Source organism: Primorskyibacter flagellatus, assembly GCF_048268605.1.
Classification (GTDB): domain Bacteria; phylum Pseudomonadota; class Alphaproteobacteria; order Rhodobacterales; family Rhodobacteraceae; genus Primorskyibacter; species Primorskyibacter flagellatus.
This window is the reverse complement of sequence record NZ_JBLWVF010000008.1, coordinates 75317-91856: the sequence shown is the minus strand read 5'-3', so window position 1 is coordinate 91856 and position 16540 is coordinate 75317. Positions and strand designations below refer to the sequence as shown.

Sequence of the window (16540 nt, the reverse complement as noted above, 5' to 3'; positions counted from 1 at the left end):
TCGCCGCCATGTCACGCGGATCAACGACCTTTCACATAAATTCTGAACAGGCGACCTGTGCCTTTGCGCGGGCTCTTGGCACCCGGCTGCAACCCGGCGACAGTGTACTGCTGGAAGGCGGCATCGGCGCAGGCAAGACCTTTTTCGCGCGACAGCTGATCCAGTCGTTGCTGACAGAGCCTGAAGACGTTCCCTCACCTACATTCACGCTTGTTCAGGTCTATGACAGCACGTCTGGTGAAATCTGGCACTGCGATCTGTACCGCCTTACCGACCCCGCGCAGTGTATCGAGCTTGGTCTTGAAGAGGCTTTTGAAAGCGCGATTTGCCTGATTGAGTGGCCCGACAGGCTTGGTTCGCTAACGCCAGAAGACGCGCTGACCATTCGGTTCTCCGAAACCGCTCAGGAAGACGCCCGCGAGTTGTCATTGAATTGGCACGGCGCGAAGTGGAAGTCCCGGCTTGAGGGAATAGTCGGATGACTTCGCCGGATGATTTTCTGTCACGGTCAGGCTGGACTGACGCTGACCGCGCGTTGCTGGCCGGTGACGCCTCGTCGCGCACCTATATGCGTCTCACGGATGGCACGCGCAGTGCTATCTTGATGACTGACCCGGCGGGCGACACGCAGCTGTTTCAGACGCTCTCGGAGTATCTGGTCGAAAATGGTCTGAGCGCGCCGCGCATAGTGGCCGCCGACACGGATAATGGCTTGCTTCTACTGGAAGATCTCGGCGATGCGCTGTTTGCGCGTCTGGCAGAGGAGAACCCGTCGCAGGAGGCGCTGCTGTACCGTACCGCCGCCGAAGTCTTGGCACGAGTCCACCGCCTGTCCCCTCCGGCCAACCTGCCGCGCGCCACGCCGGATATGCTGGCGCAGGCCACCGACCTCGCCTTCGATTGGTATGCCGAACATGCGGGTCAACCCGTGGCGGTTGATGCGAAATCTGCGGCGATCAATGCCATGCAGGATGCATTGCAGGCCCATGCAGGCGCGCCCTCGGTGATGATCCTGCGGGACTATCACGCCGAAAACCTGCTTTGGTTGCCGGACCGCACCGGCAGCGCACGCGCCGGCCTTCTGGACTTTCAGGACGCCATGCTGGGCCACGCGCCCTATGACCTCATGTCGCTTTTGCAGGACGCGCGCCGGGATGTGCCTGCCTCTGTCGTCGCTGACACGACAACCTATTTCCTAAAACTTACCGGCCATGACCCGGATCAATTCGCCGCCGCCGCCGCTGTTCTGGGTGCGCAAAGAAATCTGCGTATTCTCGGGGTCTTCACCCGGCTTTGCATCGGTGCGGGCAAGCCGCATTACATCGACCTGATCCCCCGTGTCTGGGGGCACTTGCAAACCAACCTCGCGCATCCGGTGCTTGCAGATCTGGCGCGGCATCTTGCGCCGCTTCTGCCGCCTCCTGAAACCGCCGTTCTGGAAAGGCTGAAATCGCAGTGTCCGACCCGCAAGCCGTGATGATCTTCGCCGCGGGCTTTGGCACGCGCATGAAGGACTTGACCCGAACCCGCCCGAAGCCGCTGATCAAGGTCGCCGGGCGGCCTCTGATCGACCATGCGCTGGACCTGACCAAGCCATTTCCGGATTTGCGCCGTGTCGTCAACCTGCACTATCTGCCTGACCTTCTGCGCGCGCATCTGGCATCGACTGACGTAGTCTTCAGTGACGAAACCCCCGCGATCCTCGACACGGGCGGAGGGTTGCGGCAGGCACTGCCGTTGCTGCAATCCAATCCGGTATTCACCACGAATACCGATGCAGTCTGGCACGGCCCCAATCCGTTTCAGTTGTTGGCAAATGCCTGGCGGCCCGACGATATGGATGCGCTTCTGCTCTGTGTGCCATTGCAGCACGCCATTGGACACAATGGCGACGGGGATTTCACGCTCCTGCCGGACGGCCGCCTGCAACGCGGTCCGGGGCTGGTCTATAGCGGCGTGCAGATTATCCGGACGGACGGGCTTCACCCCATCCCCGAACAGGTCTTTTCGCTGAACGTACTTTGGAATGAAATCGCGAAGAACGGGCGACTTTATGGCCTGCCCTATGATGGTAAATGGTGCGATGTCGGCCACCCCGAAGGCATCGCGCTGGCCGAGGCGATGCTGGATGTTTAGCGATACGCCCGCCCCGCGCCTTTTTGGCTTGGCACCCGGTGTCGATTTCCCGGCCGCCCTGATCGACGGGCTGACCGAACGGATGGCCGATACCCCGCCAGAGGCTTGGGCGCAGGTCGAGCTGATCGTGAACACCCGCCGCATGTCCCGCCGGATACGCGATATTTTTGACGCCGGACCCCCTAGGCTCTTGCCGCGCGTTCGTCTTCTGACATCGCTGGCGGACGCCACTGACATGCCCGACCTGCCGGATCCGGTGCCAGCCTTGCGGCGCAGGCTGGAGCTGTCACAACTCATCGCCCGGCTACTGGACCAGCAACCCGATCTCGCCCCGCGTACGGCCTTGTTCGACCTTGCCGACAGCCTTGCCGCCTTGATGGACGAGATGCAGGGCGAGGGGGTGCCGCCATCTGCCATCGCGGCGCTGGACGTGTCTGACCTCAGCGGTCATTGGGAGCGCGCACAAACCTTCATCAGCATCGTGCAAAGCTATTTCGACAAGGATGCAGAGCCCCCGGACACCGCCGCATGGCAACGGCTGGCGACGCTTCGGCTGATCCGCGATTGGGAACTCTCGCCGCCCGATCACCCGGTGATCCTTGCAGGCTCAACCGGGTCTCGTGGCACCACGGCGTTGTTGATGCGGGCCGTGGCGCGGCTGCCGCAGGGCGCGGTGGTTCTGCCCGGCTTTGATTACGACATGCCGGATCATGTCTGGGATGCGCTGACCGACGGGATGACAAGCGAGGATCACCCGCAATATCGCTTTGCCCGGTTGATGCAGCAAATGGAATTGCGCCCCGATCAGGTCACGCCCTGGTCGGACACGCCAGCCCCCTCGGCAGATCGCAATCGACTGGTGTCGCTTTCCCTGCGGCCTGCGCCGGTCACCGATCAATGGCTTACGGACGGGCCGACCCTGCCGGACCTTACGATAGCGACCAAAGATGTGACCTTGCTGGAGGCCCCGACGCGCCGCGATGAAGCGCTCGCCATCGCGATGCGCCTGCGACAAGCGGCAGAGGAGGGTCAAACCGCAGCGCTGATCACGCCAGACCGGATGCTGACCCGTCAGGTAACCTCGGCCCTGGACCGCTGGGACATCGTGTCGGATGACAGCGCGGGCACGCCTTTGCAACTGACCCCGCCGGGCCGCTTTCTGCGGCATGTGCTGGATCTGTTTCAGCGCCCCTGCACCGCCGAGACGCTGCTGACCCTTCTGAAACATCCGCTGACCCATACCGGGCAGGACCGCAATCGGCACCTTATCCTGACCCGCGAGTTGGAGCTTCACATCCGTCGGCAGGGCATCCCCTTCCCGACGTCAGAAGCATTGCAAGGCTGGGCGGAGAAACAGGACGCTGCGGAATGGCTTGCCTGGATGGCTGCCTGTTTCATGGTTGATCCGCTTAAGGGCAAGCGCCCCCTGTCGGACTGGGCAGAAACCCATATCGCGCGGGCCGAGGCGATCTCGGCCGGGCCAAACGCCACCGGCAGCGGCATCCTGTGGGATCAGGCGGCCGGCCGCTCTGCGAAAGCCGCCATGCAGCAGATCGCCGCCGAGGCGCCCCATGGCGGGGAAATGGACGCCACCGATTACGACTCCCTTGTTTCGGGCGTCCTGGTTTCGGCGGAACCGTTGCGCGATCGCGACGCGCCGCACCCGCATATCCTGATCTGGGGCACGCTGGAGGCACGGGTGCAGGGCACGGACCTGATGATCCTTGGCGGGCTGAACGAAGGCAGTTGGCCGGAACTGCCCGGCGCTGATCCTTGGCTGAACCGCAAGATGCGGCATGATGCGGGACTGTTGCTGCCTGAGCGGCGGATCGGCCTTGCGGCGCATGATTTCCAGCAGGCTGTTGCCGCGCCCGAGGTCTGGATGACCCGCTCCTTGCGATCGGATGACGCCGAAACGGTGGCCGGACGATGGCTGAACCGACTGACCAACCTGATGAACGGCCTGCCGGGTCGCAACGGGCCAAAAGCGCTGCGCCAGATGCAGGCTCGCGGCGCAGACTGGTTGGCCCATGCGCGCGCATTGGAGGCGACGGAACCCGTTGCTCCGGCCCTGCGCCCCTCCCCCTGTCCTCCGGTAGAGGCGCGTCCGAAACAACTGTCCGTCACCGAGATCAAACGGCTTATCCGCGATCCCTATGCGATCTACGCCCGTCATGTCTTGCGGCTGCGACCGCTTGATCCGTTGCAACGCGCGCCGGATGCTTTGCTGCGGGGCATCCTGCTGCATAGCGTGATCGAACACTTCGTGCGCGACGTCACCGCGAACCCGTCGCTGCTGACCCCCCAACACCTGTCCGCCATTGCGCGGGAACGGCTGGACAGCGATGTGCCGTGGCCCTCGACCAGACGGATCTGGCAGGCGCGGCTTGACAAGGCCGCAGGTGGTTTTGTCGCGAACGAGGCACAAAGGCAAACTGCCGCAACGCCCGTCGTGCATGAGACACGAGGGCGCGCAGAGATCCCGATGCTGGGTTTCACCCTGACGGCCATGGCCGACCGCATCGACCGCGACAGCGAGGGCAGGTTGCATATCTTCGATTATAAGACTGGCACGCCGCCCAGCCCATCCGAGCAGGCGAAATTCGACAAGCAACTGCTGCTGGAGGCGGCGATGGCCACACAGGGCGCGTTCGACGGTCTGGCACCCGCAGAGGTCGCGCAGGCGCTCTATATCGGGCTGACCGCCCCGCCCAAAGAGATTCCCGCTCCGCTGGGCAAGGAACCGCCCGAAAAGGTTTGGGACGAGTTCACCGCGCTTATTGCCGCCTATCAACAGGCCGATCAGGGGTTTACCGCCCGCCGCGCGATGCAGGAGGACAAGCACGTTTCCGACTATGATCAGCTTTCGCGGTTCGGCGAATGGGACGGCGCGGACGATGCCACCCAAGAGGTGCTGGAATGATCCGCGACGACGCCACAGAGGCGCAGGTACGCGCCGCGCACCCTTCGGAATCAACGTGGCTGTCAGCCAATGCAGGGTCAGGCAAGACCCGTGTGCTGACCGACCGTGTGGCACGGCTGCTGCTGAACAAGGTGTCGCCCTCGCATATTCTGTGCCTGACCTACACCAAAGCGGCCGCAAGCGAGATGCAGAACCGGCTGTTTCGGCGGCTGGGTGAATGGGCGATGCTGGATGATGCGGCGCTCAGCTCAGAACTGGATCAGCTTGGTGTCGAATCCGCGCTGGACGAAGAGTTTCTGCAACAGGCGCGCACCCTGTTTGCCCGCGCGATCGAAACGCCGGGCGGCCTGCGCATCCAGACCATTCATTCCTTCTGCGCGGCGCTTTTGCGCCGGTTCCCGCTGGAGGCGGGCATCAGCCCGCAATTCAAGGAAATGGAGGACCGCGCCGCCATCTTGCTTCAGGCCGAAGTGGTCGATGCGCTGGCGCTTTCCCATCCTGCCGAAGTCACCGCCGCCGCCTGGCACTTTTCCTCCGATGACGATCTGGAAAGCCTGACAAAGGACATTTTGCAGCACCGCACCGCCCTGTCGCGCCCCCTTGCCGAACCCGAGATAAAGGCGCTTTACGGCCTTGATCCCGACACGTCGCGCGCCAGTATCGCCCAAACGGTTTTCCTTGGCGGCGAGGCGGAATTGCTGGCGGAACTGGTGTCTGCGCTCCGCTCCAGCAGTGCGATGGATCTTCGGGCTGTCGGGCCGCTGGGCGGGATCGGCCTTCCGGATTTCGATGCATTACCGGTGATGGAAGGCGTGTTTTTAACAGGCGCTGGCGCGAAAGACCCCTTCACGGCGAAGATCGGCACCTTTCCGACCAAGGGGCTGCAAAAATCCATTCCCCACCTAATGCCCCGGCTGGAGGATTTGATGCGCCGGGTCGAAAGCGCCCGCGAAGAACGTCTTGCCCTGCTCGCAGCAGAGAAAACGCACGCATTGCACCGGTTTGCGGCACTGTTCCTGCCCAAATTCGACGCCGCGAAGCAGCGCAAGGGCTGGCTCGACTTCGATGATCTGATCTTCAAGGCCCGCGCCCTTTTGAACGACCCCAAAGTAGCGGCTTGGGTGCTGTACAAGCTGGACGGCGGCATCGACCATATCCTTGTCGACGAGGCGCAGGATACCAGCCCGGTGCAATGGCAGATCATCGAGCGATTGGCGCAGGAATTCACCGCAGGCGTCAGCGCGCGGTCGGATCACATCCGCACCGTTTTCGTGGTTGGGGACCGCAAGCAATCCATCTATTCGTTCCAGGGCGCTGACCCGCGTGAATTCGACCGGATGCGGGACGAGTTCGAACAACGGCTTGCCGCCTCGCCCACACCGCTGCAAAGCCTGACGCTGCAATACTCGTTCCGCTCTGCCACGCCGGTGCTGCAACTTGTGGACAAGACATTCGAGGGGCGCAACGACGCGGGCTTTGGCGAAGAGGCCGCGCACCGGGCCTTCAAATCCAACATGCCGGGGCGCGTCGATCTGTGGCCGGTGGTCGAACGCAACAGTGAGAAAGACGAAACCCCTTGGTATGAACCGCTGGACCGACCCGGCACACGACACCACACCGTAACGCTGGCAGGGCGCATCGCCGGGTTCATCCACGACCAGATCGGCCAGCCCATCGCGCAAGAGATCGGCAATACCGGGCAATATCAGACGCGCCAGATTCATGCCGGTGATTTTCTGATCCTCGTGCAGCGGCGCGGGCCGTTGTTCCAAGAGATCATCCGCGCCTGCAAGGCCGGTGGGTTGCCGATTGCCGGTGCCGACAGGCTCAAGGTTGGGGCGGAATTGGCGGTGCGCGATTTGGCGGCCGTGCTCAAGGTTCTGGCAACGCCCGAGGACAGCCTGTCGCTCGCGGAAGCGTTGAAATCCCCTCTGTTCGGCTGGACGGAACAGCAGGTCTTTGATCTGGCCCATCGTCGCGACGGCCCGTTTTTGTGGGCCGCATTGCGCAAGCGTCGTGACGAATTCCCCAATGTCTGGGCCGTCCTGAACGACCTGATGGGCAAGACCGATTTCCTGCGGCCCTACGACCTTATCGAGCGTATCCTCACCCGGCATGACGGCCGCCGCAAACTGTTGGCCCGGCTGGGGGAAGAGGCCGAGGACGGGATCAACGCGCTGCTGTCTCAGGCGCTTGGCTATGAGCAATCGGATATTCCCAGCCTGACCGGGTTTCTGCAATGGATGCAGACGGACGACTTCGTCATCAAACGACAGGCCGACAGCGCGGGCAAGCGCATCCGGGTGATGACCGTGCATGGCGCAAAAGGGCTGGAGGCCCCAATCGTGATGCTGCCCGATAGCGGCCAGCGCATCCAGCGGGCGTCCCGCGGTCTGTTGAAATGCGCCGATACGGTGATCTGGCCCGCCATCGCGGCACAAAGCCCAGCCTTACAATCCGAAGCGCAGGAGGCAGAGCGCGCCGCCCAACGCAACGAACGCGACCGGTTGCTCTATGTCGCCATGACCCGCGCCGAAAAGTGGCTGATCGTCGCTGCGGCCGGCGAGCTGGGCAAGGACGGCGAAGCGTGGCACGACCGGGTGCGCGTCGGCATGGAGAATGCAGGTGCCGAACCACACGGGTTCGATTTTGGCGAACTGGGCTCCGGACCGGGATTGCGCATGCAGACCGGCGATTGGGAAAGCCCCCCGCAGATTTCGCCAGAGCCCTCGGTCAGTGAAGCGGCGGCTTTGCCTTCGTTCATGTCCCAGCCGGCCCCGCTTGTCATCCCCCCCGCGGAAACCCTTAGCCCATCTGATCTGGGGGGTGCCAAGGCCCTGCCCGGTGAGGCTGGGCTGGACGAGGAAACGGCCAAGGCGCTGGGGTCCGCCTTGCATCTGTTGCTGGAACATTTGCCAATTGTGACCAGCGATCTTCGTGCCGCCCGAGCCGACAGGCTGCTGGCGCGCGCCGGTGAAATCCTGTTGCCCGAACATCGCGCTCAGTTGGTGCAAGAGGCGCTGTACCTGCTGGACACCCCCGAACTGGCGCATCTTTTCGGCGAGGGGACGCTCGCCGAAGTGCCGATCACCGCAACCCTGCACGCGCTTGGCGGTCGGCGCATCCACGGAGTCATCGACAGGCTGATTATCACCCCGCAAAAGATCACCGCCGTGGATTTCAAGACCAACCGCACCGTTCCCGACAGCCCGGAAAACTGCCCCGATGGCCTGCTGCGGCAGATGGGAGCCTATGCCGCTGCCCTTGAAGAGATCTACCCGAACCACCAGATTGAAACCGGTATCTTATGGACTGCGGTGCCGCGATACATGCCCTTACCTAACGATATGGTGAGTGTTGCCCTGTACATGACCGCCACATCTTGACGCCATGCGCCGGGCTTCCTAGGTTTCATGCCCAAGATGAAAACCCCTCGAATCTCTTTAGGAGAACCCCAATGGCTACCGTGGCAGTGACCGACGACACGTTCGACGCCGAAGTAAAAAATTCCGACATCCCCGTTGTGGTGGATTTCTGGGCCGAATGGTGCGGTCCTTGCAAGCAGATCGGCCCAGCCCTTGAAGAGCTGTCGGCCGAGATGGATGGACAGATCAAGGTGGCCAAGGTCGATGTTGACCAGAACCCCAATTCCGCAGCGGCAATGGGCGTGCGCGGCATTCCAGCGCTGTTCATTTTCAAGGACGGTCAGGTGGTGTCCAACCGCGCTGGCGCTGCGCCGAAAGCCGCGCTGGAAAGCTGGATCAAGGAATCGATCTAAGCGCCGGACCGGCCTACAGACATCGAAAGGGCACCTCTCGCGGTGCCCTTTTTGCTGGGGGTTGCAAGCTGCGCAAACGCGCCTGCCCTTGCACCCTGCCACCCCGCCCGCCATATACGCCGGGAAGGAAACGGAGGCACCACATGGCAGAAAACGACTTTCCCGGCTGGCACGGCACCACGATCATCGGTGTGCGCAAAGGCGGCCGCGTGGTGATCGCTGGCGACGGACAGGTCAGCCTGGGCCAGACAGTGATCAAGGGCACTGCCCGCAAGGTGCGCCGGATTTCACCGGGTGGCTACGATGTTGTTGCAGGGTTTGCCGGCTCCACCGCCGACGCCTTTACGTTGTTGGAACGGCTGGAAACCAAGCTTGAGGCAACCCCCGGTCAGCTACAACGCGCCAGTGTAGAGCTGGCCAAGGACTGGCGCACCGACAAATACCTGCAAAAACTAGAAGCGATGCTGATCGTCACCGACGGGACGGATCTGTATGTGATCACCGGCGCGGGCGACGTGCTGGAACCCGAACATGACGTGACCGCAATCGGCTCTGGCGGCAACTACGCGCTCGCCGCTGGCCGGGCGCTGATGGATACCGAACTTGACGCCGAAAGCGTCGCGCGCCGTGCGATGGCCATCGCTGCGGATATTTGCGTCTACACCAATGGAAATCTCACGGTCGAAACCATCGACGGCAAAGACGCTTCCTGAGTGGCTTGCCAACTTTTGCCTCAAGATGTGCGCCCGACGTGACCGTTGCATAAGGACCCGCTATGACTGACCTGACCCCCCGCGAGATCGTATCAGAACTGGACCGGTTCATTATCGGCCAGAAAGATGCCAAACGTGCTGTCGCCGTTGCCCTTCGCAACCGCTGGCGCCGCAAGCAGTTGGCAGATGACCTGCGCGACGAGGTTTACCCAAAGAACATCCTGATGATCGGCCCGACAGGTGTCGGCAAGACCGAAATCAGCCGGCGTCTGGCCAAGCTTGCCCGCGCGCCGTTCATCAAGGTGGAAGCCACGAAATTCACCGAAGTCGGCTATGTTGGTCGCGATGTAGAACAGATCGTGCGTGACCTTGTCGATGCTGCCATCGCAATGACCCGCGAATACATGCGCGAAGACGTGAAATCCGCCGCGCATCATGCGGCAGAGGAGCGCGTGATCACCGCCATCGCCGGCGAGGATGCCCGCGAAGGCACACGCGAGATGTTCCGCAAGAAGCTGAAATCAGGAGAGTTGGACAGCACAGAGATTGAACTTGATCTGGCCGACACGTCCAACCCGATGCCGACATTCGACATTCCCGGACAGCCGGGCGCGAATATGGGCATGATGAATCTGGGGGATCTGTTCGGGAAGGCCTTTCAGGGCCGCACGACCCGCAAGCGCATGACCGTGGCCGAAAGCTACGAGGCGCTGATCTCGGAAGAGGCGGACAAGCTGCTGGACGATGAAACCGTAAAGGCCGCGGCGATTGAGGCGGCGGAGCAGAACGGCATCGTGTTCCTTGACGAAATCGACAAGGTATGTGCCCGCAGCGATGCGCGCGGCGGCGATGTCAGCCGCGAAGGCGTGCAGCGCGATTTGCTGCCACTGATCGAAGGCACGACCGTCAGCACCAAACATGGCCCGGTGAAGACCGACCATATCCTGTTTATCGCCAGCGGCGCGTTTCACATCGCCAAGCCATCGGACCTGTTGCCGGAACTTCAGGGCCGCTTGCCGATCCGCGTGAACCTGCGCGCGCTGACAGAGGCGGATTTCGTGCGGATCCTCACCGAGACGGACAATGCGCTGACGCTGCAATACACGGCCCTGATGGCAACCGAGAAGGTCGAAGTCACCTTTACCGAGGACGGCATCGCCGCATTGGCAAAGATTGCCGCCGACGTGAACCAATCGGTTGAAAATATCGGGGCGCGGCGTCTTTACACCGTGATGGAACGGGTTTTCGAAGACCTGAGTTTCGACGCGCCGGATCAGCCCGGCAGCGATGTCACCGTCAATGCGGAATTTGTTGACAAGCATCTGGGCGAGTTGACGAAATCCACCGATCTCAGCCGCTACGTCCTGTGACCCTCGGGTAAACTTGGACGACTTGTGGGCGCAGACAACTCCGCGCTACCGCCAATAAAAAGCCCCGCAAATTGCGGGGCTTTTGTCGTTTGGATATGATGAAGATTACGCGAACCACCACCGTTCGATAAAGCGGCTGCCGTCCATCTGGAAAGAATTGCCGATCGTTCCCGAATTCGCCAGCTTGGTGGAATGTGCGTCAACATAGTTGGCATACATCGGAATGACAGAGCCGCCATTCGTCGAACACAGCATCTGCATCTCGGTATACATGTCGCGACGCTTGCTGCTGTCCAACTCTGCCCGTGCGGACAGAAGCAATTCCTGAAAACGGGCATTTTCCCAGCCGGTGTCGTTCCACGGCGCGCCGGACGCATAGGCCGACGAGAACATCCAGTCCTCAGTCGCACGACCCGACCAATAGGACGCGCACCACGGTTTTTTCAGCCAGACATTGGACCAGTACCCATCCGCTGGTTCCTGAACCACGTTGATGTTCACGCCCGCCGCCTTGGCTGACGCCTGATAAAGCTGTGCAGCGTCAACCGCACCGGCAAATGCCGCGCTGGAGGCCGACAAGTCAACGCTCAGCCCCTCAAGACCCGCCTCTTTCAACAGCGCCTTCGCCTTGTCCGGATCATAGCTGTTCTGCGGCAGATCGGCTGCATAATACTGGTTCGCGGGACCGATTGGGTGGTCATTCGCAACAGACCCGTGACCCAACAGGATTTTCTGGACCATCTCTTCTCGGTTGATCGCGTGTTTCAGCGCCTGACGCACCTTGAGATTGCTGAACGGATCCAGCGCCGTCAGCATCGGGAAGGTGAAGTGCCGGTTGCCCGTCACCTCGAAGATGTTGACGTTGGGATTTGCCTTCAGCAGCGCTTCGGTCTTGTAATCGACACGGTTGACGGCATCGACCTGACCGGTCATCAGCGCGTTCATTCGGGCCGACGCATCGTTGATCGCAATAACCTCGATCTGGTCGAACCACCCCGCCTTGCCGTCCTTGTAATGGCTGTCAACGCGGCTCAGCAATGTCCGCACGCCGGGATCGAACGCTTCGACCTTATACATGCCGGTCCCAATGCCTTTGGCAATGGCTTCGTCGATCTGGCCCGCCGGGTACATCAGCAGGTGGTAATCCGCCAAGAGGAACGGGAAGTCGGCATTGCCCGATTCAAGCGTAAAGACAACCTCGTGATCGCTGACCTTCTTGATTTCCGAAATCGCCGACACAATCGGCTTGGCCGCTGATTTCGACCCTTCTGCCGTGTGCATGTTCAGCGACTCAATCACATCATCTGCACCAAAGGCCTTGCCGTTGTGGAACGTCACGCCCTGACGCAGCTTGAACGTCCAGGTTTTCGCATCTGCCGACGCTTCCCAGCTTTCGGCCAATTCGCCGATCAATTCACCACTGGCCGACACTTCGGTCATGCAATCAAACACGGCACCGTAGGCGCACATGATCATGTAGGTATCTGAATGCGTCCGGCCATCCCAGGTGTCGGATGTGTTGGCGCCCGCAAGTCCCAGACGCAGTGTTCCACCACGCTTGGCCTCGGCGCGCAAAGGCAGGCCCGTCGCTGCAAGAACGCTGGCGGCTGCACCGGTTTTCAGCAGGCTTCGTCTGCTAATCTGTACCATTTTTTCGTCTCCCTGTACTTTTGTTTATCGCGGATCTTCCGCAAATCCTGGACCCCGCCCCTTGCCGAAGCGTTGACGATTCTCATCCCATCTTATCAACTGCGGCGTCGCCGATGTTATCAACTCCGCGTTCCGCAAGCAGGTTTGTCAACCAATACGGGTCCATTTCCGGAACGGAACTGAGCAGCAGATCAGTATAGGCGTGATGGGGCGGGCGGAACATCTCGTCCTTTGGCCCCTGTTCGATCACCTGCCCCTCTTTCATCACAACAACCTCATCGGCGATGGATCGCACCGTCGCAAGATCATGGGTTATGAACATATAGCTGAGTTTCAACTCGTCCTGAAGGCGCGCCAGCAGTTTGAGGATACCTTCGGCGACCAATTGATCCAGCGCGCTGGTGACCTCGTCACAAATAATGAACCGCGGCTCAGCGGCGAGCGCACGAGCAATGCCGATGCGCTGCTTCTGACCGCCCGAAAGCTCTGACGGCAGGCGGTCGAAATACTGATCGGCGGGCAGCTCGATTTCATCCAGCAACTGTTCAACCCGGCGGCGGCGGTCACGCCCGCGCAGACCCATGTAGAACTGCACGGGCCGGCCGATGATCTCGCCAATCGTCTTGCGGGGATTTAGCGCGGTGTCCGCCATCTGGTAGATCATCTGCACCTGTCGCAGCTGGTCCTTGCTGCGTTTACGGTAATCGGCGGGCATCTCGACCCCGTCGACCATGATCGACCCGCCCAACGGCGGCAGTAGCCCAGTGATGCAGCGCGCAGCCGTGGATTTGCCAGAGCCGCTTTCGCCCACAACTGCCACGGTACGCCCTTCATGGATGTCGAAACTGACGTTCCGCAGTACCTTTACCGGCCCGTAAGCGGCGGTCACCTTGCGGACAGAAACAACCGGCACCGCGCCGGAAGCCACCGCACGCTTTTGCGGGCGCTTGAATTCGCGCACTGCCCAAAGGCTTTTGGTATAGTCCTCTTTCGGGTGAGACAGCATCTCGCGGGTTTCGGCCTCTTCGACCTCATCCCCCTGCAACAGCACCTTGATGCGGTCGGCCATCTGCGCCACCACCGCCAGATCATGGGTGATGTAGATCGCGGCAGTATCGAATTGCTCGACGATATCTCGGATCGCAGCCAGAACCTCGATCTGGGTGGTGACATCCAGCGCCGTCGTCGGCTCGTCGAAGATGATCAGATCCGGGCGGCAAGACATTGCCATTGCCGTCATCGCGCGCTGCAACTGCCCGCCGGACACCTGATGCGGATAGCGAAAACCGATCTCTTCGGGGTTGGGCAACCGCAGGCGGCGGTACAGCTCTACCGCGTCGGCCGCACTTTCAGTCCGCGACATCACGCCGTGCTGAACCGGCGCTTCGGTATGCTGGTCAATCAGTTTATGCGCGGGGTTAAAGCTGGCGGCGGCGGATTGCGCGACATAGGCGATGCGGGTGCCCAGCAGCTTGCGCTTGGTCTCCGACGACGCCTCGATCAAATCAATGCCGTCGAACTCAACCGACCCACCGGAAATGCGGACGCCGTCGCGCGTAAAGCCCATTCCGGCCAGCCCAATGGTGGATTTTCCCGCCCCGCTTTCGCCGATCAGTCCCAGAACCTCGCCCTTGTGCAGGTCCAGATCCACGCCGTTGATGATCGGGTTCCAGGTCTCGTCCGACCGGCCTTCGATCTTCAGACCCCGGATTTTCAACAGAAGATCGCTCATCGATTCAATCCTTCAGCCCGGAGGTCCGGTGCAGCATCCAGTCCACCACAAAATTCACCGCAACCGTCAGCAGCGCGATCACGCCTGCCGCCAGAAGCGGCAGGGCGGCAGTCAGCGGTGAGAAGGCGGCGAAATTGATGAATTGCGACAGATCACGCACCATCGTGCCCCAATCGGCCAAAGGCGGCTGGATACCGACGCCCAGAAAGCTGAGCGAGGCGATGGTCAGGAACACAAAACAGAACCGCAGTCCGAATTCCGCCAGCAGGGGCGCATAGGCATTGGGCAGGATTTCCTTGAAGATCAGGTAGGGCAGCCCTTCACCGCGCAGTTTCGCCGCCTCGATGTAATCCATCACAACGATGTTTAGCCCGACAGCGCGGGCCAGACGGAACACGCGGGTGGAATCGATCACTGCAATGATGAGGATCATATAGACCGTCAGCAGCCATTTTTCCGACCCCGCCCAAGCACTGGCGATGGTCATCAACAGCAGCGCGAAAATCAACGAGGGGATCGCCATCAGAACGTCCACCGCACGGCTGAGAACCTGATCCAACCAACCCTGCAAGGTCGCGGCAAGAAACCCCAGCGAACCGCCAAGCAGGAACGCAAGACAGGTCGTGACGAACGCGATGCCCACGGTATTCTGCGCGCCGTAGATCAGGCGGCTCAGCAGGTCGCGCCCGATCTGGTCGGTGCCAAGCGGAAAGGCGGGATCCCCCCCGGTTTCAAGATTGCCACCGGGCAGGACGTTGACGCGGGCAAAAACCTCTTCCTGCCCATGTGGCGCGATGGCCCCGGCAAAAATCGAAAGAACCGCGTAGATCAGGATGATGAGGATACCGAAGCTGGCCGTCAAAGGCATATCGCGGAACAGCTTGCGCGTACCCGACGTCCCAACCGCGCGGCCCAGAAGACGGAAAATCCAGGCGACGATTGCGAAGATTACGACGCCTTGAACCGCCCAGCGAAAGAACACCGCGCCGGGCTGAAACCACAGCCAAAACCCGCCAAGCAACGCCCCGCCAGCCAGAGCATAGCCAAAGCCGACGCCAAACGGCATGTCGCGGAAATAGGGCTTGTTGTGTGTGAGTTTCTGTCCCGCCAGACGGAACACCCACCCGGCAAGACCAAGCGCCAGCACCATCAGCAGGATCCAGAGTATCATGCTCATTTGGGATGCCTCAGGCGCGGATTGGACAGCAGCGACATGATATCAGCCGTCAGATTCAGCAGGATATAAGCCGCCGCGAAAATCAGACAGCAGGCCTGCACCAGCGGGATGTCCCGGGTCTTGACCCCGTCCACGAACAACTGCCCAATGCCGGGATAGACAAAGACCACTTCAACCACGACCACCCCGGTGATGAGATAGGCAAGGTTCAGCGCGACAACGTTAATGATCGGCGCCAGCGCATTGGGAAGGGCATGCTTGACGATCACCCGCAGGGGCGAGATGCCCTTCAGCCGCGCCATCTCGATATAGGGTGAGGCGAGCAGGTTGATGATTGCCGCACGCGTCATCCGCATCATATGCGCCGTGACAACCAATGTCAGCGTCAACGCCGGCAACAGCGTCTTTTGCAGACGTTCGCCAAAGCCCATGCCGTCATAGATATTCGACAGGGACGGCAGCACCGGGTTGAGCACCGCCAGAAACAGGATCAGCACATAGGCCAGAAAAAACTCGGGGCTGGAGATCGAACTGAGCGTGAAGACATTTGCCGCCTTGTCGAACGCCGAATTGCGATAGAGTGCTGCCAGAACGCCCAGAAAGATCGAGAATGGCACAGCAATGCAGGCCGTGACGCCCGCGAGGAACATCGTGTTGGCAAATCGTGGCGCGATCTGCGTGGCGACCGTGACTTCGGTTCCGCCACTCTCTGCGCCGACGAAGCTGGCAAAGTTTGCCTGCGCGAACGAAGACCCCAGATCCCCCTGCACCGCGCCCGCAAGCCAAGTGAAATAACGGCTTACCGGGGGTTGATCCAATCCAAGGTCCTGCCGGATCGCGGCGATCGCCTCTGGTGTGGCGGCCTGCCCCAGAATCGCCTGCGCAAAATCGCCGGGCAGCATGTTTACCGCCGTGAAGATAACAATTGATACGATGAACAGGGTCAACACACCCAGCGCAATGCGCTGCAAGATGATGCGAAAGACTGATGACACCTGACCTCTTTCAGTTGTTTCTGCTGATGGCGTGAAGCGTAACCGCTGACGGATCTAAGTAAACCC

12 protein-coding genes are annotated in these 16540 nt (G+C 61.2%); 8 read left to right on the top strand and 4 right to left on the bottom strand.

The annotated features are described in order from the left end of the window. Positions 1-8: 8 nt before the first annotated feature. The 8 genes from tsaE to hslU all read left to right on the top strand — a co-directional run bounded on the left by tsaE (position 9) and on the right by hslU (position 10920). On the top strand, positions 9-482 hold the full coding sequence (gene tsaE / locus ACN0WV_RS10955) for a tRNA (adenosine(37)-N6)-threonylcarbamoyltransferase complex ATPase subunit type 1 TsaE (protein WP_417605714.1): 474 nt from the start codon (positions 9-11) through the stop codon (positions 480-482). Then, complete coding sequence (locus ACN0WV_RS10950; protein ID WP_417605712.1) at positions 479-1477, top strand: aminoglycoside phosphotransferase family protein; 999 nt, start codon at positions 479-481, stop codon at positions 1475-1477. The genes tsaE and ACN0WV_RS10950 overlap by 4 nt, the downstream gene beginning before the upstream one ends. Continuing rightward, complete coding sequence (locus ACN0WV_RS10945) at positions 1477-2136, top strand: nucleotidyltransferase family protein (protein ID WP_417605824.1); 660 nt, start codon at positions 1477-1479, stop codon at positions 2134-2136. The genes ACN0WV_RS10950 and ACN0WV_RS10945 overlap by 1 nt, the downstream gene beginning before the upstream one ends. After that, on the top strand, positions 2129-5059 hold the full coding sequence (gene addB, locus ACN0WV_RS10940; RefSeq protein WP_417605711.1) for a double-strand break repair protein AddB: 2931 nt from the start codon (positions 2129-2131) through the stop codon (positions 5057-5059). The genes ACN0WV_RS10945 and addB overlap by 8 nt, the downstream gene beginning before the upstream one ends. Further along, positions 5056-8445: a double-strand break repair helicase AddA gene (gene addA / locus ACN0WV_RS10935; RefSeq protein ID WP_417605709.1), complete on the top strand. Its 3390-nt coding sequence runs from the start codon at positions 5056-5058 to the stop codon at positions 8443-8445. Before addB ends, addA begins: the two co-directional genes overlap by 4 nt. Positions 8446-8516: 71 nt before the next feature. Next, positions 8517-8837: a thioredoxin gene (trxA, locus tag ACN0WV_RS10930; RefSeq protein ID WP_084350923.1), complete on the top strand. Its 321-nt coding sequence runs from the start codon at positions 8517-8519 to the stop codon at positions 8835-8837. Between the two features lie 143 nt (positions 8838-8980). Then, positions 8981-9550, top strand: coding sequence for an ATP-dependent protease subunit HslV (gene hslV / locus ACN0WV_RS10925; RefSeq protein WP_084350925.1), 570 nt, complete (start codon positions 8981-8983; stop codon positions 9548-9550). Between the two features lie 62 nt (positions 9551-9612). Next, the gene (gene hslU, locus ACN0WV_RS10920; protein ID WP_417605706.1) at positions 9613-10920 is read left to right on the top strand and encodes an ATP-dependent protease ATPase subunit HslU; all 1308 of its coding nucleotides are present in this window, start codon (positions 9613-9615) and stop codon (positions 10918-10920) included. 105 nt (positions 10921-11025) lie between these two features. Here hslU and ACN0WV_RS10915 read toward each other — a convergent pair whose 3' ends face one another. The 4 genes from ACN0WV_RS10915 to ACN0WV_RS10900 all read right to left on the bottom strand — a co-directional run bounded on the left by ACN0WV_RS10915 (position 11026) and on the right by ACN0WV_RS10900 (position 16474). Next, positions 11026-12570, bottom strand: coding sequence for an ABC transporter substrate-binding protein (locus tag ACN0WV_RS10915; RefSeq protein ID WP_417605704.1), 1545 nt, complete (start codon positions 12568-12570; stop codon positions 11026-11028). Positions 12571-12652: 82 nt separating this feature from the next. Further along, the gene (locus ACN0WV_RS10910; protein ID WP_417605702.1) at positions 12653-14302 is read right to left on the bottom strand and encodes an ABC transporter ATP-binding protein; all 1650 of its coding nucleotides are present in this window, start codon (positions 14300-14302) and stop codon (positions 12653-12655) included. Between the two features lie 4 nt (positions 14303-14306). After that, complete coding sequence (locus ACN0WV_RS10905) at positions 14307-15479, bottom strand: ABC transporter permease (RefSeq protein WP_417605701.1); 1173 nt, start codon at positions 15477-15479, stop codon at positions 14307-14309. Beyond that, complete coding sequence (locus ACN0WV_RS10900; protein ID WP_417605700.1) at positions 15476-16474, bottom strand: ABC transporter permease; 999 nt, start codon at positions 16472-16474, stop codon at positions 15476-15478. Before ACN0WV_RS10900 ends, ACN0WV_RS10905 begins: the two co-directional genes overlap by 4 nt. Positions 16475-16540: the final 66 nt, after the last annotated feature.

Bases quoted from the DNA above. Each gene is read 5' to 3' on its own strand.
- hslV (WP_084350925.1), top strand. From the start codon at position 8,981: ATGGCAGAAAACGACTTTCCCGGCTGGCACGGCACCACGATCATCGGT.
- addA (WP_417605709.1), top strand. From the start codon at position 5,056: ATGATCCGCGACGACGCCACAGAGGCGCAGGTACGCGCCGCGCACCCT.
- addB (WP_417605711.1), top strand. From the start codon at position 2,129: ATGTTTAGCGATACGCCCGCCCCGCGCCTTTTTGGCTTGGCACCCGGT.
- trxA (WP_084350923.1), top strand. From the start codon at position 8,517: ATGGCTACCGTGGCAGTGACCGACGACACGTTCGACGCCGAAGTAAAA.
- ACN0WV_RS10945 (WP_417605824.1), top strand. From the start codon at position 1,477: ATGATCTTCGCCGCGGGCTTTGGCACGCGCATGAAGGACTTGACCCGA.
- ACN0WV_RS10915 (WP_417605704.1), bottom strand. From the start codon at position 12,570: ATGGTACAGATTAGCAGACGAAGCCTGCTGAAAACCGGTGCAGCCGCC.
- ACN0WV_RS10905 (WP_417605701.1), bottom strand. From the start codon at position 15,479: ATGAGCATGATACTCTGGATCCTGCTGATGGTGCTGGCGCTTGGTCTT.
- ACN0WV_RS10950 (WP_417605712.1), top strand. From the start codon at position 479: ATGACTTCGCCGGATGATTTTCTGTCACGGTCAGGCTGGACTGACGCT.
- hslU (WP_417605706.1), top strand. From the start codon at position 9,613: ATGACTGACCTGACCCCCCGCGAGATCGTATCAGAACTGGACCGGTTC.
- ACN0WV_RS10910 (WP_417605702.1), bottom strand. From the start codon at position 14,302: ATGAGCGATCTTCTGTTGAAAATCCGGGGTCTGAAGATCGAAGGCCGG.
- tsaE (WP_417605714.1), top strand. From the start codon at position 9: ATGTCACGCGGATCAACGACCTTTCACATAAATTCTGAACAGGCGACC.